This window comes from Luteimonas sp. Soil_C_5 (assembly GCF_057656615.1).
In genome coordinates this window covers 788226-808819 of the sequence record NZ_JBDGKA010000002.1, presented here as the reverse complement: position 1 = coordinate 808819, position 20594 = coordinate 788226, and the positions used below count along the sequence as shown (strand labels likewise).

The window sequence follows — 20594 nt, the reverse complement described above, 5'->3', positions numbered from 1 at the left end:
GATATGGGTGGCTGCAGCGGCTGCGATGACTGGCGCGTGGCAGTGGCAGCGTCGCCGCAGCAACGCCGGCATCGTCGATGTCGTCTGGGCGACGGGCGTGGGCGTTGCCGCGGTACTGGCGGCAACGCTGGGTACGGGCGCGGCCCTGCCGCGGATCCTGCTCGCGGTGCTCGGCCTGCTGTGGGGCGCGCGACTGGCGGCGCATCTGTGGAAGCGCGTGCGCCACGAAGACGAGGATGGCCGCTACGCCTATCTGCGCACGCACTGGCAGGGCGACCAGCGCAAGTTCTTCCTGTTCTTCCAGGCGCAGGCGGTGCTGATCGTGCTGTTCTCGCTGCCCTTCATCGCGGTGGCCGCCAATCCGTCGGGATCGCCGTGGTTGCTGGTGGCGATCGGCGTCTGGCTGTTCAGTGTCGGCGGCGAAGCGATGGCCGATCGGCAGCTGGCCGACTTCCGCGCCGATCCCGCGAACAAGGGCCGGACCTGCCGCGAAGGCCTGTGGCGCTACTCGCGCCATCCCAACTATTTCTTCGAATGGCTGCACTGGCTGACCTATGTCGTGCTGGCGGCCGGTTCGCCGCTGTGGTGGCTGGCCTGGGCGGGGCCGGTCGTCATGTATCTGTTCCTGCGCTACGTCAGCGGCATTCCGTACACCGAACAGCAGGCGCTGCGCACACGCGGCGACGACTACCGCGATTACCAGCGCACCACACCGATGCTGTTCCCGTGGTTTCCCAAGGACTCGAAAGGACCCTCTGCATGACGACGACGGCCCGCGCCGAACTGGCGCATGACGCGCCTGCACCCGGCCTGCTCGGCCTGGCCGAACGTGGCCTGGTGCCCGATGCGCTGCTGCGCCAGGGCATCCGCCGGCTGTGCGCGCAGCGCCTCGACGAAGAACGCGCCGGCGACATCGAAGCGCAGTCGCAGCGCTACGGCGCCCTGATCGATTCGCTGCGCACCAGCCCGGTCGCCATCCACACCGATGCCGCCAATGCGCAGCATTACGAGCTGCCGCCCGCGTTCTTCCGCCTGTGTCTGGGGCGGCGCTTCAAGTACAGCAGCTGCTACTACGCGACCGGCACCGAAACGCTGGATCAGGCCGAAGACGCGATGCTGGCGCTGTACGGCGAACGCGCGGCGCTGGCCGATGGTCAGGAGATCCTCGAGCTGGGCTGCGGCTGGGGTTCGTTGACGCTGTGGATGGCCGAGCGGTATCCGAATGCGCGCATCACCGCCGTGTCGAACTCCACGCCGCAACGCGAGCACATCGAGGCCCAGTGCCGCGAACGCGGGCTGCGCAACGTGTGGATCCTCACCCGCGACGTGAACCAGCTGGAACTCGAAGCTGGCCGTTTCGACCGCGTGGTGTCGATCGAGATGTTCGAGCACATGCGCAATTACCAGCTGCTGATGCAGCGCATCGGCAGCTGGCTCAAGCCGGGCGGCCAGCTGTTCGTGCACATCTTCGCCCACCGCACGCTGATGTATCCCTTCGAGACCGAAGGCGACGACAACTGGATGGGCCGGCACTTCTTCACCGGTGGCCTGATGCCGGCAGCCGATACCCTGCTGCATTTCCAGCAGGGCCTGTCGCTGCAGCAGCGCTGGCTGCTCGACGGCACGCATTACCAGCGCACGTCCGACCACTGGCTGGCCAACCAGGACCGCAACCGGGATGCGGTGATGCAGGTGCTGGAGCAGGCGTACGGGCACGACGGCGCGAAGCTGTGGTTCCAGCGCTGGCGGATGTTCTGGATGTCGTGCGCGGAACTGTTCGGATACGACCACGGGCGCGAGTGGCTGGTCGCGCATTACCGGTTCGCGCGCGACGCCTGAGGCGTCGGCGGCATCGCACTCACGACAGGAGCGTTCTCATGACCACCTCGATCCGGCGCCACGCCGCCGGCCTGATCCTCGCGGGTGTTGCCGTCGGCATGCTCGCGGCTTGCGGAGGCGCCAACGTGAAAGACCAGATTCCACCCGTCGCACATGTCGACGTGCCGAAGTTCATGGGCGACTGGTACGTGATCGCGCAGATCCCCACGCGCCTGGAGCGCGAGGCCTTCGACTCGGTCGAGACCTACACGCTGCGCGACGACGGCAAGGTCGACACGACCTTCCGCTATCGCGACGGCGGCTTCGACGAGAAGATCAAGACCCTGCATCCGACCGGCACCGTGCGCGAAGGCACCGGCAATGCGGTCTGGGGCATGCAGTTCGTCTGGCCGATCAAGGCCGAGTACGTGATCGTGTACCTCGACGACGACTACCAGCAGACCATCGTCGGCCGCAGCAAGCGGGACTACGTGTGGCTGATGGCGCGCACGCCGTCGATTCCGGAAGCCGACTACACCGCGCACATCGAGCGCATCCGCGCGCTGGGCTACGACATCAGCGAGATCCGACGCGTGCCGCAGTCCGCCGCCGATCCGGCGCGCGTACCGGACGCGACCCGCGTCGAATAGTCCGTTCCGGCCGCGGCGTCCGGTACGCACGGGCGCCGCGCATAGAATGCGCGTCATGCAACGACGCACGCGCTTCCGCTGGGCCTGGTGGCTGCTGGCCTACGCCAGCCTGGGCCTGGGCATCGTGGGTGTCTTCGTGCCAGGCCTGCCGACGACCGTGTTCGTACTGATCGCGGCCTGGGCCGCGTCGCGCGGCTCCGATCGACTGCATCGCTGGCTGCTGGCGCATCCGCGCTTCGGCCCGTCGATCCGCGACTGGCAGGCGCATGGTGCGGTCAGCCGACGCGCGAAGTGGCTCGCCAGCGGCACGATGACCGTCTGCGCCGCGATCCTGCTCGCGCTGATGCTGTGGATTCCCGCGCACCGCTGGTGGATGACCGCGCTGCCGATCCTGTGCATGGCGGCGGTGGCCGCCTGGCTATGGTGCCGGCCGGAGCCGCCGGCGGCCTGACTCCGTAAGGCACGCTCGCGCGCGATTGGCGCTACCGGCAACACCCCGTCGCGCGCGAGCGCGCTTCCACGAGGCGCTAGCGCGCGCCGGTCTCGGCCTTGTAGCGCTCGAGATAGTCGCGATACCGGGTGTCATTGAGCGTGCCCGACAGGCGATAGGGCGGGGTATAGGCGAACTGGAAGTCGTAGTGGCCGTCGCGTTCGACGACCAGCGTGCTGGTGGTCCAGTCCTGGCCCTTCTGCGCATGCATGATCCGGCCGATCTGCGCGAATCCGGCTTTCGCCTCGGGCGAGAGACGGAACGCGACCTTCTCCAGCGGGCCGTCGCCGTCGCGCGCGATCGCGAACGAGATGCTGCTGGTGCGCGGCGCACCGCCGTCCTCGGACAGCGACTCGAAATCGACCACGAGACGCAGCCAGTCGCGCGCGCCCCATTCGCCGTCGTTCACATCGCGCACGCTCGCCGCGACGGCACGCACGGTGTCGGCATAGGCGGCGTTGAGATCATCCATGGCGCGGTCGCATCACTTGTTGGGGAAGGTCTGGTCGATCCAGTCGCCGCCGTCCACGCGATATTCCGCAACGAAGACATCGGGCCTGGAACTGGTGTTCCCCGGATTGTATTGGGGCGATACCCGCATATCCACGTCGTGCCCGGCCTCGGCGAGGCGCGCGAGTTCGTTTTCGAAGCGTTTGTAGTCGCCGTTGTTGAGGTTGGGCAGGCCGTCGCCGATCGGCTTGCCGTTGCCCGGCACCACGTTCAGGCGGTTGGTCGGCCCGGCGAGACGGTCGGCGATGACGTGGAAGCCGACGTCGGTCGCGCGGCCTTCGTTGCCGATCTCGCGCTGCAGGCCGGCGTCGTTGCGACCCACGGGTTCCAGATCCACGCGGCCTTCGGCGCGGATGACGCGCGCCTGGTCGTCGGTGGTCCAGCGGTAGTTGCCGAATTCGTAGACGGTGTCGGGCCGCGCGGCATTGGCGGCGACGTTGAAGTCGTCCATCGAATCGAAGCTGAGCAGCGGACGTCCGCCGACGCTGCGGCCGGTCTCGGCGTCGGCCAGGATGTCGCCCAGATCCGCCTCGTCGGCATTGCGCGCAGCGGTGGTGCGGCCGGCATCGCCCGCGCTGTCGGCGCGATCGGCGACACGCGCGGCATCGGCCGCGGTATCGGCGGCATCGGCCACTTTCGCGCCCTTGGCCGCCTTGTCGACGCCCTTGGTGCCGACCACGGCCAGCACCAGTTCGGTCGCGCCGCGACCGATCGCTTCACCATAGTTGCCGGCCTGCCAGTCGCCCCGGATCGGATCGACAACCGCGTCGACCAGCAGGCCCGGATTGCGGGCGAGGGTGGAGGCGACCTCGGCAGCCGCCTCCATGCGTTCGCCCCCGCGGGCGGCCGAGGGCAGCCATTCGGGCGCATCGAGCGCGTCGCCCGTCGCCTGTTCGTACAGGCCGCTGACGCCGTCGACGGCCCAGCCTGCGGGGCCGAGGTCGTAGCCGGTCTTCAGGGCGTTGCCGCCGAGGCTCACGAGGCCTTCGCCGGTCTCCCAGAGTGTCTCGCCGGCGCCCTTGAAGACGCCACCGACCTGGGACGCGGCGTTGCCCAGCCCATCCAGAATGCCCATGCCTGGTCCTGTCGACGCGGAGGCCGCCAGTGTCGGCAGCCGCCGGAGTGCCCACAATCTGGGGCCGACCCTTGGTGCGGGGGCGCGGCTCGCCGCGGCCGGAGATGTCCCGCATCGCGGCGCCGGGCTACACTCCGCGCCATGCACATCCGTCTCCCGCTGACCCTCGCCGTCGCCGCGCTGCTGCTGTCCGCCTGCGGCAACAAGGCCGATCTCCTGCAGCCCTCCCAGGTGCCGCCCGAGGACCGGGGCCGCTTCATCTTCAAGGGCTCGATCCCGACCCAGGAACAGCTGGACGCGCAGGACGAGGCCGACTGGGACGACGAGACGGACGCGGTCGACGACGCTCCGCCGACGGAGTCCGACACCGACCGCGACGACGGCTCGACCCGCCCGGCCACGACGCCGGCGACGCCGGCCGTTCCGCTGATCCGCGACGTGCCTGCCGCCACCGGAACCCCGTGACCGGCCGGACGCACCGCGTCCCGCGCCCGCAACGACGTCCCTGATGTCCCGTACGCCACCGCCATTGCGCTTCACCAAGATGCACGGGGCCGGCAACGACTTCGTCGTGCTGGACCTGCGCGGCGATGCGCCGCCGCCCGATGCCGACCTGTGCCGCGCGCTGGCCGATCGCCATACCGGCGTCGGCTGCGACCAGATCCTGACCGTCGAGGCGCCGCAGGGCGCGGACGCGGTGGCGCGCTACCGGATCTGGAACGCCGACGGCTCCGCCTCGCAGCAGTGCGGCAACGGCGCGCGCTGCGTGGCCGCGTGGCTGGTCCGCGACGGCGTCGCCACCGATGCATTCGCGCTCGAAAGCCCGGCCGGCCTGCATGCTGTGACCCGCGCGGGCGACGGCTACCGCATCGCGATGGGCGTGCCCGACTTCGTGCCCGCGCGCATCCCGATGGCCGGTGTCGATTCCGCGCAGCCGCTGTATACGCTGCCGGTCGATGGCGTCGGCACGCTCGCGTTCGGCGCGGCGTCGATGGGCAATCCGCACGCGCTGATCGAGGTCGACGACGTCGATGGCGCGCAGGTCGAACGTATCGGCCGCGCGCTGCAGGCCTCGTCGTGGTTTCCAGAATCGGTCAACGTCGGCTTCGCCCAGGTCCTGGCCGACGACCGCATCCGCCTGCGCGTGTTCGAGCGCGGCGTCGGCGAGACGCTGGCCTGCGGCAGTGGCGCCTGCGCGGCGGTCGCGGTGCTGGTGCGTCGCGGCCGCACCGCGCGGTCGGTCGCCGTCTCGCTGCCGGGCGGCACGCTGCACATCGACTGGCCGGCCGACGACGTCACGCTGTCGATGGCCGGTCCGGCCGCATTCGTTTTCGAGGGGGAGTTGTCCAGATGAGCGAGACCACCGAAAAACTCGGCGCCCACGAGGTCGCGGCCTGGCTGCGCCGTCAGCCGAAGTTCCTGCAGCAGTTTCCGGATCTGGCGCTGACCCTGGTCGTGCCGCGCGAGGACGGTCCTGCCGCGTCGCTGGCGAGTTACCAGCTCGACGTGCTGCGCGACAAGAACCGTGAGCTGTCGAAGCGCCTGCGCGATCTCTATGCGATCTCGCAGGAGAACGAACGCCTCGCCGTGCGCACGCACCAGCTGACGCTGGCGCTGATGCGCCAGTCCGATCCCGCCGATACCGTGCGCGCGCTGGTCGCGACACTGGCCGAGGATTTCAACGGCGATCTGGTGCGGGTCGTGCTGTTTTCGCCGGTACCCGGGCTCGACGCCGACTGGCTGCAGGTCATCGCCCGCGACGACCGCCTGCTGCAGCCTTTCGTCGACTGCCTCAAGGACGAGGAGCCGCTGTGCGGCCGCCTCAATCCCGACAAGCAGTCGCTGCTCTACGGCCCGCGCGTGGACGAGGTGCATTCCAGCGCGCTGCTGCCGCTCGAAGGTGTCGGCCTGATCGCCGTGGGCAGCCGCGATGCCAACCGGTTCTACCCGGGCATGGGCACGCTGTTCCTGCGGATGATGGGCGAGGCCTTCGCGGTCGCGATGCGGCGGTTCGCCGCGGACTGAGACCGGCCATGCATGCCGACGTCGAAGCGTTTCTGGCCCACCTCGAGGTGGAGCGGCGCATGTCGGCGCATACGCTGGACGCCTACCGGCGCGATCTGACCGCGCTGACCGCGTGGACCGGCGATGCAGGGCGCGGTGAATTGCGCACGCTGCAGGGTGACGACATCCGCGCCTTCATCGCGGCCGGCCATCGCGGCGGGCTGTCGCCGAAAAGCCTGCAGCGCCGCCTGTCGGCCTGCCGCAGCTTCTACCAGTGGCTGCTCAAGCACGGGCACGTGGTGGCCAATCCGGCTGCCGGCGTGCGCGGACCGAAGGCGCCGCGTGCGCTGCCGCAGGTGCTCGACGTCGACGAGGCCACGCAGCTGGTCGAGGTGCCGGTCGACGCGCCGCTGGGCCTGCGCGACCGCGCGCTGCTGGAGCTGTTCTATTCCTCGGGCCTGCGCCTGTCCGAACTCGTCGGCCTGCGCTGGCGCGATCTCGATCTCGACGGCGGTCTGGTGACCGTGCTCGGCAAGGGCAGCCGGCAGCGCAGCGTGCCGGTGGGCACGCATGCGCGCACCGCGCTGTCGGCCTGGCGGGCCGACAGTGGCGGGACTTCGGACACACCGGTGTTTCCCGGTCGCAGCGGCGGCCCGATCACGGCACGCGCGGTGCAACTGCGCATGCGTGTGCTGGCCCAGCGGCAGGGCCTGTTCAAGCGCGTGCATCCGCATCTGCTGCGGCATTCCTTCGCCAGTCACGTGCTGGAATCGTCCGGCGACCTGCGCGGCGTGCAGGAACTGCTGGGCCACGCCGACATCGCGACCACGCAGATCTACACCCATCTCGATTTCCAGCACCTGGCCAAGGTCTACGACGCCGCGCATCCACGCGCGCGGCGCAAGTCCTGAGCCGTCTTCCGGAGCACGCATGAATCTTCGCATCGTCATCGGCCTGGCCGTGTCCGTCTGTCTGCAGATGCTGCTGGGCCTCGCGGCCGGGGCACTGTTTCCGCCGTCGGCATCGGGCGTGTCGCCGATGGGCGCCGCGCTGCAGGCAGGCGTGATCGCACTCGTCGCCTCGACGGCGGGCGCATTCGCCGCACGGCAACCGTTCATGCGCGCCGCGCTGGTGCTGTGGGCGGTGGGCTGGGTGTCGAGCGTGCTGGTGGTGCAGCGCGCCTCGGGCGGGCAGTTCACCACCGGCGAGATCGCAGCCGCGCATGCGATGGCGATCGCGCTGTCGGGCATCGCCACCGTGCTCGGCGTCCGCGCCGGGCGCCTGCTCGACCTGCGTGTGCGGGGCGGCGCGTCCGATACGGCGGTCTGATCGCGGCGTTCCCGATACCGCGGACATCGCCCGCGACTTGATCCTCCGGGCAGCGGCCCCATCCAGTGGATTCGATCCTTGGAGGCCGCATGGACCCCAGCCAGAATCCCAACGTATTCCACGCCACGACGATCGTGTCGATCCGAAAAGGCGGCAAGGTTGTCGTCGCCGGCGACGGCCAGGTCACGCTCGGCCACACCATCATGAAAGGCAACGCGCGCAAGGTGCGGCGCCTGGGCGAAGGCGGCAAGGTGCTCGCCGGATTCGCCGGCGCTGCCGCCGATGCGTTCACCCTGTTCGAACTGTTCGAAGGCAAGTTGCAGCAGCACGGCGGCCAGCTGGTGCGTGCCGCGGTGGAGCTGGTCAAGGACTGGCGCACTGATCGCCGCTACGGAAAGCTCGAGGCGCTGCTCGCCGTGGCCGATGCCGAGACCTCGCTGATCATCAGTGGCAACGGCGACATCATCGAGCCCGACGACGGCATCATCGCGATCGGTTCCGGCGGCTCCTACGCATTGTCGGCCGCGCGCGCACTGCTCGCGCATACCGAACTCGACGCGCGCACTGTCGCCGTCGAGTCGCTCAACATCGCCGGCGACATCTGTATCTATACCAACCGCAACGTGGTGGTTGAAGAGCTGTGATTCGTGACTCGTGATTGGTGATTCGCAATAGCGGACATCTCTCACAGATCGCGGCACGGCAGCGCTCTTTCGAATCACGAATCACCAACTACGAATTACGGCGTTCATTCAATGACCAATCACGACTCTTCCACCATGACCCCGCGCGAGATCGTGCAGGAACTCGACCGCCACATCGTCGGCCAGAACGCGGCCAAGCGTGCGGTCGCGATCGCACTGCGCAACCGCTGGCGCCGCGCGCAGCTCGACGACGATCTGCGCAACGAGGTCATGCCCAAGAACATCCTGATGATCGGCCCGACCGGCGTCGGTAAGACCGAGATCGCGCGCCGTCTGGCGACGCTCGCCAATGCGCCGTTCGTCAAGGTCGAGGCGACGCGCTTCACCGAGGTCGGCTACGTCGGCAAGGATGTTGAGCAGATCATCCGCGACCTCGCCGACACGGCGGTCAAGCTGTATCGCGAGCAGGCGAAGGTGCGCGTGCGCACGCAGGCCGAGGAGCGCGCCGAAGACCGCATCCTCGATGCACTGCTGCCCAAGCGCGAAGCCGCGCAGCCGGCCTTCGGCTTCGGTGCGCAGACCGCAACCGTCGACATCGGCGCCGAGCCGTCGTCGAAGGAATCCGAGACGCGCCAGAAGCTGCGTCGCCAGCTGCGCGCCGGTGATCTGGACGATCGCGAGATCGAACTCGAGCTCAGCGCCGGGCAGGGCATGGACATCATGACCCCGCCGGGTATGGAGGAAATGGGCCAGCAGCTGCGGCAGATGTTCGCCAATCTCGGCGGCGGCAAGACCCACAAGCGCAAGCTCACGATCCGCGCCGCGCGTCCGCAGCTGGTCGAGGAAGAGGCCGGCAAGCTGGTCAACGAGGACGACGTGCGCGAGGCGGCGATCGAAGCCTGCGAGCAGCACGGCATCGTCTTCATCGACGAGATCGACAAGGTCGCCAAGCGCAGCGAAGGCGGTTCGAGCGGTGCCGACGTGAGTCGCGAAGGCGTGCAGCGCGACCTGCTGCCGCTGGTCGAAGGCAGCACGGTCAGCACCAAGTACGGCTCGGTGAAGACCGACCACATCCTCTTCATCGCATCGGGCGCGTTCCACCTCGCCAAGCCCAGCGATCTGATTCCCGAGATGCAGGGCCGCTTCCCGATCCGCGTCGAGCTGACCGCGCTGACCAAGGACGATTTCGTCCGCATCCTCACCGAGCCGAAGGCGGCGCTGACCACGCAGTACGTGCAACTGCTCAAGACCGAAGGTGTCGGCCTGACGTTCGCACCGGATGCGGTGGAGCGGCTCGCCGAGATCGCCGCGCACGTCAACGAGCGCCAGGAAAACATCGGTGCGCGTCGTCTGCATACGGTGCTCGAACGCCTGCTCGATTCGCTGAGCTTCGAGGCGCCCGACAAGGGCGGCACGGTGCTCATCGATCGTGCGTACGTCGACCAGCAGCTGGGTGATCTGGTGCAGGACCAGGATCTGAGCCGCTACATTCTCTGATCACATCCGGATTCCCCCAACCAGCGTCGGGGCCTGCATCATTGCAGGCCCTTTTCGTTCCGGACCGACGGTGATGCCGACAACGCGTTGCACGACTCTGGCCATGCTCGGCCTGCTGACGCTGGTGACCGCCTGCACGCAGCAGGAGACGGCGTCGGCCGACACGGAGACCACCGCTGTCAATCCGGTTGCGTCCGCCGATGCACGGCACGACGCGACGGCATCGACCGAGTCCGCCACGGCGCCTGTCGTCATCCCCGGCACCGCGGCCGCGCCGGTCTACCGCGAATTCCGCGAGTTCGTGGTGGCCTGCGACAACATCCGCCACTGCGACGTGATCGGCGTCACCGACGCCGCGTCCGGTCTCGTGCTGTCGCTGCACCGGGATGCCGGCGTGGCGGGCGCACACTCCCTCGTTCTGCGCGCGCCATGGCGCACACTCGATGCGCAGGCGCTGCGGCTGGATGGTGCGCGTGCAGGGGACATCACCGCGTTGCCGTGGCGTCACGCGTCCGGAGAGACCGAGGCGCTGCACCTCGACGATCCAGTTGCGATCGCGCGGTTCATCGATCTCGTGCGCGATGGTGCGCGTCTCGACGCGGGCGCCGATCGTGTGCTGTCCCTGTCCGGACTGTCGGCGGCGTTGCTGTTCGTCGATGCGCAGCAACAGCGGCTCGACAGCGCCGGTGCGTGGCTGCGCCGCGGCACGCGCGCCGACAGCGACGTGCCGGCTGCGCCCCCGCTGCCGGATTTGCCCGCACCGCCCGCTGCGCCGCCCGCACTCGATCCGGCCCGCGCCGAGGCGTTGATCCGGCACGTGCGGGCCACCCAGGCCGCGGTGCTCGACACGCAGGACTGCGAACCGGCGGGTGCTGCCTACGACATCGCGCGTTACGACACGGCCGTGGCACTCGACGCCAGCCAAGCCCTCGTGCTGCTGGGGTGCTACTCCGGGGCCTACCAGCACTCGAGCGTGCCGTTCCGCGCGGCGCTCGAAGGCGGCACTGTCGAGGCGCTGACGCTGCCGGGTCCTCCGATGACGCAGGACAGCGTGCAACTCGGCGAGTTCGATCTGCTCACCTCGCCCGTCTACAACGCCAGCAGCGGCCTGTTGACGACGCATGCCAAGGGCCGCGGCATCGGTGATTGCGGCTTCTACGCGGACTGGCGTTTCGATGGGCAGGCATTCGCACTGGCGCGTTTCGGGCAGATGAACCAGTGCGGCGGACTGGCGCCGGAGGACTGGCCGGTGCTGTGGCGCGTGGCCGGCAGCTTCGATCCGCCTTGAGGCGAAGCGGCGACGTTGCCACAATCGCCCACCCTGTCCGGTGCGCCGCCCATGTCCGTGTTGCTTCGACTCGTCGCGATCCTGCAGATCGCCGGTGGCTTCTACGGCCTCGCCAGCACGCTGGTGCGACTGGCCTCCGGTGCGGCGGGCGGCGGCACCGTGCTGGCGCTGGTGATCGGCCTGCTGCTGTCGACGTTCGCGATGATCGCCGGCGTGCTGCTGCTGGAAGGCGACGCGCTCGGCGAACGCCTGTCGCGGATCGCGCTCGCCCTGCAGATTCCCATCATCGCCACCCCCTGGCTCAGCTACGCGTGGCATGCGGGTGCGACGGTGCCGTTGCAGTTCCGCTTCGGGCGCAGCGTCGCGGTGGATCTCGACTGGTCGGTGCCGTCGGAAGCCTTCCGGCTGGCCGTCGGCGGCCCGTCGACCGCCGTGCTGGGCGTGAACCTGCTCGCACTGGTGCTGTGGGTGGTGCTGAAGCTCGCGCGGCGCTGACCCGGGCCCGAATGCCGGACCACGCGTGAGGGTCCAGATGGGCCAATTGGGGTATATTTCCCCAAGCCCGCCGCAGGAGCGACCGCGATGACGATGTCCCTCAAGCTCGACGCCCTCGATGCGCTGCCGCGCACGCCGGCCTCCGACGTCAAGAAACTCGGCTGGCGCGGCGTGATGAAGACCATCGCCCGCGGCGGCAAGGTCGTGGTGACCAACCACAACACGCCCGAGGCGGTGATCCTGTCGGCCGAGGAATACGGCGCCATCCTGCAGGCGCTCGACGCCGCCGGCGCGGCCCAGCGTTCGGCGCTCGACACCCTGCGTACGCGTTTCGACGCGCGCCTGGCCGCGCTGCAGGCCGACGACGCCGGCACGCGCCTGCGTGACGCGATGCGTGGCCCCGCGCGGCTGCGCGGCAAGGTCAAGGCCGGGGCGACCTGCTGAGCGTGGCGCGTCCGGTCCTCTACGTGCTGGCGGGCGTCAACGGCGCCGGCAAGAGTTCGGTCGGCGGTCATCTGCTCGAACGCGCCGGCATGACGTGGTTCAACCCCGACACCTTCGCGCGCGAACTGGCCGCCGCGACCGGCTGCACGACGCCCGAGGCGAATGCGGAGGCCTGGCAGGAAGGCATGCGCCGGCTCGATGTCGCACTGGCGAACGGCCACAGCCACGCATTCGAAACCACGCTGGGCGGCAACACCGTGCCGGCGCGCATCGCCGAGGCCGCGCGCACGCACGACGTGTTGATGTGGTTCTGCGGTCTGTCCTCGGCCGAGCAGCACATCGCGCGCGTGCAGGCGCGCGTCGCGGTCGGCGGTCACGACATTCCCGAAGCCAGCATCCGCGCGCGCTGGACGCGTGCGCGCGAAAACCTGATCGCGTTGATGCCGGTGCTCGCGCAGCTGCAGGTCTACGACAACAGCGTCGAGGTCGCGCGCGGAAAAGCGGTGCCCGATCCGGTGCTGCTGCTGGAAATGATCGACGGCGCGTTGGTGGTGCCGGATGCGGATGATCTGGCGGCGCTGGCGAAGACGCCGGAGTGGGCGAAGCCGGTGCTGGAGGCGGCGTTCGGTTTCTAGGGCGGCTTGGATGCCGCGTCCTCTGGCTACCCGTCACCCTTGGACCCCGTCATTCCGGTGAAAGCCGGGCCTCCAACGGACGAATGTCCGGTCATCCAGTGTCTTACTGGAGCCGAAGCCAATATCGATGGCATGACGCGAGTCGCGCTGAAGTCATTGGATGACCGGCGCATCGCGTTGTTCAGAAGCGCCTCCGGCCCCCGCCGGAATGACGGGCAAGCGCGATAGCCTCAACGCGCGGGAGATATCGGCGCATCGCCAGCGTCCTCCCGCACCGCCGCGCCCGTATCGACACTCACCTCCACCGACATTCCGGGCCGCAGCCGCTCCGCCAACGGCTGGTCGCGATCCACTGCAATCCGCACCGGAATCCGCTGCGCGATTTTGACGAAGTTGCCGGTCGCGTTGTCCGCGGGCAGCACGCTGAACTCCGAACCGGTCGCAGGTGAAATGCGTTCGACGCGGCCGGTCAGTCGCGCGCCGCCGAGGGCGTCGACGGTGAAGCTCGCCGGCTGGCCGACGCGCATGTCGACCATCTGCGTTTCTTTCATGTTCGCCAGCACCCAGACATCGGCCGGCACCACCGCCATCAGCTGCGTGCCGGCGTTGACCAGCGCGCCCTGGCGCACGGTGACCTGGCCGAGCAGGCCGTCGTCGGGCGCGGTGATGCGCGTGTTGTCGAGATCGATCTTCGCCAGCCGTACCGCGGCTTCGGCGCTGGCGACGGCGGCTTCCAGACTGTCGCGGTTGACGTCGACGCTGCGCGCGTCCTGTTCGGAGATGTCGAGCGATGCGCGGGCCTGCGCGGCCGATGCACGCGCCTGCGCATTGCTGGCGCGGGCGAGATCGCGGTCGTGTTCGGAGATCAGTTTCTGCGCGGCGAGCTGTTCGATGCGGCGCAGGTCGATCGCGGCGACATTCGACTGCGCGCGCGTCGCGGCGATGTCGGCGGCGCTGCGGGCGATGCCGGCCTCGGCGCTGCGGCGCGACTGCGTGGCGTTCGCAAGCGCGGCCTGCTGCACGCGCAGGTTGGCCTCGGCCTGTTCGAAGCGCTGGCGGTAGATGCGGTCGTCGATCGTCACCAGCAGCTGGCCGCGCGTCACCGGTTCGAAATCCTGCACCGCGACCTCGGTGACGTAGCCCGAGACCTGCGGCGCGATCAGCGTCACGCGGCCGCGCACGGTGGCGTTCTCGGTGCTCTGCACGCTGCTGCCGAACGGCGGCAGGCGCCAGGCGTAGAGCACCAGCAACACGCCGGCCAGTGCGACCGCGGCGAACGCGGCGATCTGCAGCACGCGTCGACGACGCGACGGTGCGGCCGGCTGTTCGGGGGGCGGTGTCGGGGCGGGTGCGCTCATGCGGAATCCGGGGCGGCGGAAGAGGGTGGCGATGCGGGCGTTGCCGGCGCGGCGCGCAGACGCGCCCAGACCCGCGACGCGATGATCCACACCAGCGTGCAGAACGCGATGAAGGCGATCAGCAGGAAGACATCGTTGTAGGCCAGCACATTGGCCTCGCGTGTGGCCGCGCTGCCGAGTGCGCGCACCGCCAGCGCGTTGCGCTGCGCGGGATCGGCAATGGTCGCGGCGTAGCCGTTCGCGGTGGCCTGCACGCGCGCGGCGACCAGCGGATCGAGCAGGGTCAGGTGCTCGGTCAGCACGCTGGAATGGAACTTCTCGCGCATCGTCTGGAACGTGCTTAGTAACGCCGAACCGAGCAGCCCGCCGAGGTTCTGGGTCATGCCGAACAGCACGACGAAACTGATCAGGTTGCGCGGCTGGCTGATCACCGGGCCGATGCCGGCGATCAGCATCGGCCCGAGGAAGAACGTGCTGCCGAACGCGAGCAGGAACTGGCTCACGTACATCTGCTCGGATCGGGTGACGTTGCTGGCCTGCGCGTCCATCAGCGCGCCGGTCATCATCAGCGCCAGCGAGATCAGCACCGGTTGCCAGGTCCGGGTCGGATCGATCGTCAATGCGCTCGTCGCGAGCCCGGCCACGCTGCCGATCAGCACGATCACGAACAGCGTGCGCATCTGCTCGTTGCCCAGGCCAAGCGCCTGCAGGAAGCCGACCGCGCCGGTCGCCTGTTCCGACAGCACGATGCGGATCAGCACGATCGCCAGCGCCAGCCGCAGCATCGAGCCGGTCGCGAGCCAGCGGGTATTGAGCAGCGGCCGCGCGCGGAAATGTTCGATCGCGATCGCCGCCGTCACCAGCACGAAGGAGCCCGCCAACGCCCAGCCCAGCCACGCGGTCTCCGTCCACCACGCGAGACGGCCCTGCGCGAGCACCGCGGTCAGCAGTGCGATGCCGGGCGCGAACAGACCGAAAGTCACGAAGTCCAGCGGCTCGAAGGCCTTGTGCCGGTCACCGGGCGGCAGCTTCAGCAGCAGCACGCCGCCGAGCGCGACCAGCGCGAGGCCGAGTTCGAACATGTACAGCCCGCGCCATTCGCCGAACTCGAGCAGATCGGTCGAGAACACGCGTGCCAGCGGCAGCGCGAGCTGCGCGATGCCCAGACCGATCACCAGTCCACGCAGGCGATGCTTCTGCGGAAACGCCTGCAGCATGTAGTACAGGCCCAGCGTATTGAGCGCCGCGCCAGCGATACCGTGGCCGGCGCGCACCGCGATCGCCGAGCCCAGATCGTTGACGAACAGATGCGCCAGCGTGATCAGCGCATAGAGGATCAGGAAGGCCTCGGTGAACAGCCGCAGGCCGAACTGTTGGCGGAACTTCACCAGCAGGATGTTCATCGACACGTTGGTCATCACGTAGGCCGCCGGCAGCCACGCGATCTCCGATGCATACGCGCCCAGCGCGCCCTGCAGGTTGACCAGGTTCGCGGTGACCAGCGCGTTGCCGAGACCGCCGGTCATCGCGACGATGAAACCGACGATGCCGAACGCGATGCGACGCCGCGTGGAGTGCAGCGGCGTCGACGGCGAGCCCGGCATCATCGGCCGCTCGTGCGGCGCCCATTCACGGGGCGCGTAGCGATGCGCGCGCACGGTCGCGGACGGCGGGGAGACGGGCGGGACGCGCGACATGACGCCAGTCTGGACCCGGGTCCAGCCAGCGACAAGACGACCGGTGGACCGGTCCGTTACATCGCGCCGCGCGCCATGGATCAGGCCGGATTCAGTGGCCGGCGACGCGCGTCGCCCCCGGCTTGTCGTGCACGCCGAGCCGTTCGACCAGCGTCGCGCTCGCGGCATTGAGGCCGAGTACCTCGACGTCGACGCCGCGCGCGCGCAGTTTCATCACCACGGTATCGAGTGCGCCGATCGCGCTGAGATCCCAGAAGTGCGCGTGTGTCAGGTCGAGCACGACGCGCGGCACCGGCTCCAGCAGATCGAAGGCGTCGCCGAATGCGTTGGCAGAAGCGAAGAACACCTGGCCGCGTACGACGTAACGGCGCGTGCCGTCGGCGTCGATCGAATCCTCGACATCCAGCAGCCGGCCGACGCGCCGGGCGAAGAACAGCGCCGACAGCAGCACGCCGGTCAGCACGCCCTTGGCGAGATCGTGCGTGGCCACGGTGACGACGACCGTCGCTACCATCACCACGCTCGATTCAGGCGGATGTCGACGCAGATCCAGCAGCGATCGCCAGCTGAAGGTGCCGATCGAGACCATGATCATCACCGCGACCAGTGCAGCCATCGGAATCATGCCGACCCACGGGCCGGCGAACACCACCAGCGCCAGCAGCACGGTGCCGGCGACCATCGACGACAACCGCCCGCGACCACCGGATTTCACGTTGATCACCGACTGGCCGATCATCGCGCACCCGGCCATGCCGCCGAGGAAACCGGTGGCGATATTGGCCGCGCCCTGGCCCACGCATTCGCGGTGCTTGTCGCTGGGCGTGTCGGTCATGTCGTCGACGATGCGCGCGGTCAGCAGCGATTCGAGCAGACCAACGATGGCGAGCGTCGCCGATACCGGCAGCACGATGCGCAGCGTTTCCAGCGTCCACGGCACGTCGGGCAGCAGGAACACCGGCAGGCTGTCGGGCAGCGCGCCCATGTCGGACACGGTGCGCACGTCGATCCCCATCGCGGCGACGAGCACGGTCATCGCGACGATCGCCACCAGCGGCGACGGCACCGCGCGGGTGATCCGCGGCAGGCCGTAGATGATCGCCAGCGCCGCCGCGCACAGTGCATACACCGTCCACGGCATGCCGATCAGTTCCGGCAGTTGCGCGGCGAAGATCAGGATCGCCAGCGCGTTGACGAAGCCGGTGATCACCGAGCGCGAGACGAAGCGCATCAGCGATGCGAGTTTCAGCACACCGGCGAGGATCTGGAGCGCGCCTGCGAGCAACGTCGCGATCAGCAGGTATTGCAGGCCGTGGTCGCGCACCAGCGTGACCATCACCAGCGCCATCGCGCCGGTGGCGGCGGAGATCATCGCCGGTCGGCCACCGGCGATCGCGGTGACCACCGCCATCGAGAACGAGGCGTAGAGACCGACGCGCGGCTCGACGCCGGCGATGATCGAGAACGCGATCGCTTCGGGAATCAGCGCGAGCGCGACGACGAGTCCGGCGAGCACGTCGCCGCGGACATTGCCGAACCACTGCTGGCGCAGCGGAATCCTGGGATGCATGGGAAAGCCCTGACGAGGCCGGACACGCAGTGGTGTCCGGCGGAATGACGGTGCATGGCATAGCGGCGTCGCCCCGTGGGCGGCGCTGAAGCGGCGGCTATGGTGGCGTGGTCGTCATCGGATTCAGCAGGGCGGGTGACGCGAGAGCGCGCAGTCTAGCGTAGCGGGCGCGTCGGAACCCGCAGGGTGACGCGGCAGATCTCGCCGCCGCATCGGTCGTCACTGGTCGCTCACCACACCCTCTGCATACCGATACGTGGACTGGCCCGCATGGCCGGGCATCGTCACCACGATGGTCTGGCCATCCATCGAGATGACGGGAAGGTCCGAACAGGTGCCGAAGTCGTCTGACTGTCGAAGCGACCCTGCTGAATCGGCCTCGACGAAGAAGTACGTCGCCGGGCACGCCGTGCCGCCGCTGTACTCGGCGACCAGCACGATCTGTCGATCACCCAGGTTGAACCCCTGGACCAGGTCGTACAGGAATCCCTGTGGCCGGATGGCGCGCGATGCGAAGTGCAGTTCCTGCTCGCGCATCTCGCCCACCACCTCGAGGACGCCAGCATCGAGCGCGGCACGATGCTCGCTGATCTCGAGCGGAGACACCATGGGCGATGCAGGCGGCCCCGATATGCTGTTGTCGATCGTCGTGGCGTCCTGCGTGCGCGGAATGGCAGATTCGACAGGCGCCTGGCATACACCCTGATCGCAGATACGGTCGCCCTTGCAGTCGATGTCCTTCATGCATTGGCCGGCCGATATGGGCGGTGCGGCGTCGCTGCTCCCGGATCCGCAGCCGGTCAGACAGGCGATGACGGCGGACACAAGCAGCGCGTTACGCATGGAAGTTCCTTTTCGATGATGTGGGGATGAATCGCAGCGAAAATGCGCGCGCCGTTATCGCGGGGATGCCGGGCAATGCGCGTGGGCGCATCGTCTGTAACGGCTCAGTCCTCGCCGACGTCCTCGTTCCAGACGTCCGGATGCGCGGCGATGAAGCCGCCGAGCAGGTCGACGCACTCCTGGTTCTGCATGTCGATGACGTCGACGCCGGCCTCGCGCAGCCAGTCGATGCCGCCCTGGAAGGTCTGCGACTCGCCGACGACGACGGTGCCGATGCCGAACTGGCGCACGAGGCCACTGCAGTACCAGCACGGCGCGAGGGTCGTCACCATGATCGTGTCGCGATAGGAGCGCTGGCGCCCGGCCTTGCGGAACGCATCGGTCTCGCCGTGGATCGACGGGTCGCTTTCCTGCACGCGGCGGTTGTGGCCGCAGCCGAGCAGGCGCCCGTCCTGGTGATACAGCGCCGCGCCGATCGGAATGCCGCCCTCGGCAAGGCCCTGACGGGCTTCGGAAATCGCGGTGTCGAGCAGGGCGCGGTAGTCGGGCGTGGCGATCATGCAGGCGGTCTTCGATACATCGGGCCCGCGAGTCTGCCTGCCGCATCCGTCGCGGTCGAGCGTGAGACGCCGCGGCAACTTCTTAACGATCGCGTGGCAGAATCCGTGGCCCCCAAGAGCGCGATGCAAGAACACCTATGGAATGGCTGTCCGACCCCACGATCTGGATGGGGCTGGCGACCCTGGTAGTCCTCGAGATCATTCTCGGCATCGACAACCTGGTGTTCATCGCGATTCTCGCCGACAAGCTGCCACCGGAGCAGCGCGACAAGGCCCGTGTGATCGGCCTGTCGCTGGCACTGCTGATGCGGCTGGTCCTGCTGGCGCTGGTGGCGTGGATCGCGGGCCTGATCACGCCCTTGTTCACGGCCTGGGGCAACGACTTCTCAGGGCGTGATCTGATCCTGCTGGTCGGCGGCGTGTTTCTGCTGTTCAAGGCGACGATGGAGTTGCACGAGCGGCTCGAAGGCCAGCAGAGCCAGACGAGTACCAAGCGCGTCTACGCCTCGTTCGGCGTCGTGCTGACCCAGATCGTCGTGCTCGATGCGGTGTTCTCGCTCGACTCGGTGATCACCGCGGTCGGCATGGTCGACCATCTCGGCGTGATGTACGCGGCGGTCACCATCGCGATGGCGGTGATGCTGCTCGCCAGCAAGCCGCTGACGAACTTCGTCAACAAGCATCCGACGGTCGTGGTGCTGTGTCTGGGCTTCCTGCTGATGATCGGTTTCAGCCTGGTCGCCGAAGGCCTGGGCTTCAAGATTCCGAAGGGCTATCTGTACGCGGCGATCGCGTTCTCGATCCTGGTCGAGGCCTTCAACCAGTGGTCGCGCTTCAACCGCGAGCGCCACGCGCAGCAGCTGCCGTTCCGCCAGCGCACCGCCGATGCGGTGCTGCGTCTGCTCGGCACGCGCCCGACCGCGCACGTCGAGGACGGTGCGATCGACGTGCCGCAGGGCGAGGGCGAGGAACGTCTCGAAGCCGCCGAACACGACATGATCCGCAGCGTACTGACGCTGGCCGAGCGCCCGGTGTCGAGCGTGATGACGGTGCGCAGCGACATCGAGTGGATCGACGCGACACGCGGCATCGAGCACGCGACCGCGCGCCTGATCGAATCGCCGCATACGCGCCTGCTGGTCTGCGACGGCGAACTCGACCAGATGCTGGGCATCGTGCAGAGCGGCGATCTGCTGTCGAGCGTGCTGCAGGGCCGCGCGCTGAATGTCACCGATTTCGTGCGCGAGCCACTGGTCGTCCCCGAGGGCACCTCGACGCTGCGCGTGCTCGAGCAGATCCGCGCGCATCCGATTCCGCTGGCGGTGGTCGTCGACGAGTACGGCAGCCTCGAGGGCATGGTGACCGCGAACGACCTGCTGGCGACGATCGCCGGCGATCTGGTCGACACCCAGGACGCCGACTACGCGGCCAGCCGCGGCGACGACGGCATCTGGCTGGTCGACGGCTCGATGTCGCTGCAGGATCTGGAGCAGACCACCGGCATCGTGCTGCCGCGCGAGGCCACCTACGTCACCCTGTCGGGCCTCGTGCTGCACCTGCTCGACCGCATGCCGGTCGAGGGCGACACGGTGACCGTCGGCGCCTGGCTGCTGCAGGTCGAATCGCTGGAACGGCGCCGCGTCGGCAAGCTGCGGATCGCGCCGGTCCCGGATGAGGGATAATCAGG

23 protein-coding genes are annotated in these 20594 nt (G+C 68.7%); 16 read left to right on the top strand and 7 right to left on the bottom strand.

Annotation, left to right across the window (positions count from 1 at the left end; genetic code table 11):
- Positions 1-25: 25 nt before the first annotated feature.
- Genes AC3A5K_RS08200 through AC3A5K_RS08185 form a run of 4 tightly spaced genes read left to right on the top strand, consistent with a single transcriptional unit; the run spans position 26 to position 2919 of the window.
- Positions 26-763, top strand: a complete 738-nt coding sequence (locus AC3A5K_RS08200) for a DUF1295 domain-containing protein (RefSeq protein ID WP_487617083.1) — start codon at positions 26-28, stop codon at positions 761-763.
- Positions 760-1839 (top strand): SAM-dependent methyltransferase, encoded by a 1080-nt coding sequence (locus AC3A5K_RS08195; protein WP_487616996.1) that lies wholly within the window; start codon positions 760-762, stop codon positions 1837-1839. Before AC3A5K_RS08200 ends, AC3A5K_RS08195 begins: the two co-directional genes overlap by 4 nt.
- Positions 1840-1877: 38 nt before the next feature.
- The gene (locus AC3A5K_RS08190; protein ID WP_487616995.1) at positions 1878-2468 is read left to right on the top strand and encodes a lipocalin family protein; all 591 of its coding nucleotides are present in this window, start codon (positions 1878-1880) and stop codon (positions 2466-2468) included.
- A 55-nt stretch (positions 2469-2523) separates the two neighbouring features.
- Entirely contained in the window at positions 2524-2919 is a 396-nt protein-coding gene (locus AC3A5K_RS08185; RefSeq protein WP_487616994.1) for a YbaN family protein, read from the top strand.
- A gap of 76 nt (positions 2920-2995) precedes the next feature.
- Here the strand turns inward: AC3A5K_RS08185 and AC3A5K_RS08180 are convergent, their stop codons facing one another.
- Positions 2996-3430, bottom strand: a complete 435-nt coding sequence (locus AC3A5K_RS08180) for a hypothetical protein (protein WP_487616993.1) — start codon at positions 3428-3430, stop codon at positions 2996-2998.
- Between the two features lie 12 nt (positions 3431-3442).
- Complete coding sequence (locus AC3A5K_RS08175) at positions 3443-4543, bottom strand: DNA/RNA non-specific endonuclease (protein WP_487616992.1); 1101 nt, start codon at positions 4541-4543, stop codon at positions 3443-3445.
- Between the two features lie 141 nt (positions 4544-4684).
- Here AC3A5K_RS08175 and AC3A5K_RS08170 point away from each other — a divergent pair, with 141 nt between their 5' ends.
- The 11 genes from AC3A5K_RS08170 (at position 4685) to AC3A5K_RS08120 (ending at position 12879) form a co-directional block, all read left to right on the top strand.
- Positions 4685-5008: a hypothetical protein gene (locus tag AC3A5K_RS08170; protein WP_487616991.1), complete on the top strand. Its 324-nt coding sequence runs from the start codon at positions 4685-4687 to the stop codon at positions 5006-5008.
- Positions 5009-5051: 43 nt separating this feature from the next.
- Positions 5052-5897 carry a diaminopimelate epimerase gene (gene dapF, locus AC3A5K_RS08165; protein WP_487616990.1) on the top strand — a complete coding sequence of 282 codons (846 nt, stop codon included), beginning with the start codon at positions 5052-5054 and terminating at the stop codon, positions 5895-5897.
- Positions 5894-6568, top strand: coding sequence for a DUF484 family protein (locus tag AC3A5K_RS08160; protein ID WP_487616989.1), 675 nt, complete (start codon positions 5894-5896; stop codon positions 6566-6568). The genes dapF and AC3A5K_RS08160 overlap by 4 nt, the downstream gene beginning before the upstream one ends.
- 8 nt (positions 6569-6576) lie before the next feature.
- Positions 6577-7458, top strand: a complete 882-nt coding sequence (xerC, locus tag AC3A5K_RS08155) for a tyrosine recombinase XerC (protein ID WP_487616988.1) — start codon at positions 6577-6579, stop codon at positions 7456-7458.
- A 19-nt stretch (positions 7459-7477) separates the two neighbouring features.
- Positions 7478-7876: a hypothetical protein gene (locus AC3A5K_RS08150; protein ID WP_487616987.1), complete on the top strand. Its 399-nt coding sequence runs from the start codon at positions 7478-7480 to the stop codon at positions 7874-7876.
- Positions 7877-7965: 89 nt separating this feature from the next.
- Positions 7966-8520 carry an ATP-dependent protease subunit HslV gene (hslV, locus tag AC3A5K_RS08145; RefSeq protein WP_159680638.1) on the top strand — a complete coding sequence of 185 codons (555 nt, stop codon included), beginning with the start codon at positions 7966-7968 and terminating at the stop codon, positions 8518-8520.
- A 111-nt stretch (positions 8521-8631) separates the two neighbouring features.
- Entirely contained in the window at positions 8632-10017 is a 1386-nt protein-coding gene (gene hslU, locus AC3A5K_RS08140; protein ID WP_487616986.1) for an ATP-dependent protease ATPase subunit HslU, read from the top strand.
- Positions 10018-10120: 103 nt separating this feature from the next.
- Positions 10121-11305, top strand: coding sequence for a DUF1176 domain-containing protein (locus tag AC3A5K_RS08135; RefSeq protein ID WP_487616985.1), 1185 nt, complete (start codon positions 10121-10123; stop codon positions 11303-11305).
- Positions 11306-11356: 51 nt separating this feature from the next.
- Positions 11357-11800, top strand: a complete 444-nt coding sequence (locus AC3A5K_RS08130; RefSeq protein ID WP_487616984.1) for a hypothetical protein — start codon at positions 11357-11359, stop codon at positions 11798-11800.
- Positions 11801-11887: 87 nt separating this feature from the next.
- Positions 11888-12244 (top strand): type II toxin-antitoxin system prevent-host-death family antitoxin, encoded by a 357-nt coding sequence (locus AC3A5K_RS08125; RefSeq protein WP_487616983.1) that lies wholly within the window; start codon positions 11888-11890, stop codon positions 12242-12244.
- 2 nt (positions 12245-12246) lie between these two features.
- Positions 12247-12879 (top strand): ATPase, encoded by a 633-nt coding sequence (locus AC3A5K_RS08120; protein WP_487616982.1) that lies wholly within the window; start codon positions 12247-12249, stop codon positions 12877-12879.
- Between the two features lie 230 nt (positions 12880-13109).
- Here AC3A5K_RS08120 and AC3A5K_RS08115 read toward each other — a convergent pair whose 3' ends face one another.
- The 5 genes from AC3A5K_RS08115 to AC3A5K_RS08095 form a co-directional block, all read right to left on the bottom strand.
- Complete coding sequence (locus AC3A5K_RS08115; protein ID WP_487616981.1) at positions 13110-14237, bottom strand: HlyD family secretion protein; 1128 nt, start codon at positions 14235-14237, stop codon at positions 13110-13112.
- Positions 14234-15934 carry an MFS transporter gene (locus AC3A5K_RS08110; protein ID WP_487616980.1) on the bottom strand — a complete coding sequence of 567 codons (1701 nt, stop codon included), beginning with the start codon at positions 15932-15934 and terminating at the stop codon, positions 14234-14236. Before AC3A5K_RS08110 ends, AC3A5K_RS08115 begins: the two co-directional genes overlap by 4 nt.
- Positions 15935-16025: 91 nt before the next feature.
- On the bottom strand, positions 16026-17504 hold the full coding sequence (locus AC3A5K_RS08105) for a SulP family inorganic anion transporter (RefSeq protein ID WP_487616979.1): 1479 nt from the start codon (positions 17502-17504) through the stop codon (positions 16026-16028).
- A gap of 219 nt (positions 17505-17723) precedes the next feature.
- The gene (locus AC3A5K_RS08100; RefSeq protein ID WP_487616978.1) at positions 17724-18347 is read right to left on the bottom strand and encodes a hypothetical protein; all 624 of its coding nucleotides are present in this window, start codon (positions 18345-18347) and stop codon (positions 17724-17726) included.
- A 104-nt stretch (positions 18348-18451) separates the two neighbouring features.
- Positions 18452-18907 carry a nucleoside deaminase gene (locus tag AC3A5K_RS08095; protein WP_487616977.1) on the bottom strand — a complete coding sequence of 152 codons (456 nt, stop codon included), beginning with the start codon at positions 18905-18907 and terminating at the stop codon, positions 18452-18454.
- 137 nt (positions 18908-19044) lie between these two features.
- Here AC3A5K_RS08095 and AC3A5K_RS08090 point away from each other — a divergent pair, with 137 nt between their 5' ends.
- The gene (locus AC3A5K_RS08090) at positions 19045-20589 is read left to right on the top strand and encodes a TerC family protein (protein WP_487616976.1); all 1545 of its coding nucleotides are present in this window, start codon (positions 19045-19047) and stop codon (positions 20587-20589) included.
- Positions 20590-20594 lie beyond the last annotated feature (5 nt).

Coding starts and splice junctions, on each gene's coding strand:
- AC3A5K_RS08200 (WP_487617083.1), top strand. CDS start 26: ATGACTGGCGCGTGGCAGTGGCAGCGTCGCCGCAGCAACGCCGGCATC.
- AC3A5K_RS08195 (WP_487616996.1), top strand. CDS start 760: ATGACGACGACGGCCCGCGCCGAACTGGCGCATGACGCGCCTGCACCC.
- AC3A5K_RS08190 (WP_487616995.1), top strand. CDS start 1,878: ATGACCACCTCGATCCGGCGCCACGCCGCCGGCCTGATCCTCGCGGGT.
- AC3A5K_RS08185 (WP_487616994.1), top strand. CDS start 2,524: ATGCAACGACGCACGCGCTTCCGCTGGGCCTGGTGGCTGCTGGCCTAC.
- AC3A5K_RS08180 (WP_487616993.1), bottom strand. CDS start 3,430: ATGGATGATCTCAACGCCGCCTATGCCGACACCGTGCGTGCCGTCGCG.
- AC3A5K_RS08175 (WP_487616992.1), bottom strand. CDS start 4,543: ATGGGCATTCTGGATGGGCTGGGCAACGCCGCGTCCCAGGTCGGTGGC.
- AC3A5K_RS08170 (WP_487616991.1), top strand. CDS start 4,685: ATGCACATCCGTCTCCCGCTGACCCTCGCCGTCGCCGCGCTGCTGCTG.
- dapF (WP_487616990.1), top strand. CDS start 5,052: ATGTCCCGTACGCCACCGCCATTGCGCTTCACCAAGATGCACGGGGCC.
- AC3A5K_RS08160 (WP_487616989.1), top strand. CDS start 5,894: ATGAGCGAGACCACCGAAAAACTCGGCGCCCACGAGGTCGCGGCCTGG.
- xerC (WP_487616988.1), top strand. CDS start 6,577: ATGCATGCCGACGTCGAAGCGTTTCTGGCCCACCTCGAGGTGGAGCGG.
- AC3A5K_RS08150 (WP_487616987.1), top strand. CDS start 7,478: ATGAATCTTCGCATCGTCATCGGCCTGGCCGTGTCCGTCTGTCTGCAG.
- hslV (WP_159680638.1), top strand. CDS start 7,966: ATGGACCCCAGCCAGAATCCCAACGTATTCCACGCCACGACGATCGTG.
- hslU (WP_487616986.1), top strand. CDS start 8,632: ATGACCAATCACGACTCTTCCACCATGACCCCGCGCGAGATCGTGCAG.
- AC3A5K_RS08135 (WP_487616985.1), top strand. CDS start 10,121: ATGCTCGGCCTGCTGACGCTGGTGACCGCCTGCACGCAGCAGGAGACG.
- AC3A5K_RS08130 (WP_487616984.1), top strand. CDS start 11,357: ATGTCCGTGTTGCTTCGACTCGTCGCGATCCTGCAGATCGCCGGTGGC.
- AC3A5K_RS08125 (WP_487616983.1), top strand. CDS start 11,888: ATGACGATGTCCCTCAAGCTCGACGCCCTCGATGCGCTGCCGCGCACG.
- AC3A5K_RS08115 (WP_487616981.1), bottom strand. CDS start 14,237: ATGAGCGCACCCGCCCCGACACCGCCCCCCGAACAGCCGGCCGCACCG.
- AC3A5K_RS08110 (WP_487616980.1), bottom strand. CDS start 15,934: ATGTCGCGCGTCCCGCCCGTCTCCCCGCCGTCCGCGACCGTGCGCGCG.
- AC3A5K_RS08105 (WP_487616979.1), bottom strand. CDS start 17,504: ATGCATCCCAGGATTCCGCTGCGCCAGCAGTGGTTCGGCAATGTCCGC.
- AC3A5K_RS08100 (WP_487616978.1), bottom strand. CDS start 18,347: ATGCGTAACGCGCTGCTTGTGTCCGCCGTCATCGCCTGTCTGACCGGC.
- AC3A5K_RS08095 (WP_487616977.1), bottom strand. CDS start 18,907: ATGATCGCCACGCCCGACTACCGCGCCCTGCTCGACACCGCGATTTCC.
- AC3A5K_RS08090 (WP_487616976.1), top strand. CDS start 19,045: ATGGAATGGCTGTCCGACCCCACGATCTGGATGGGGCTGGCGACCCTG.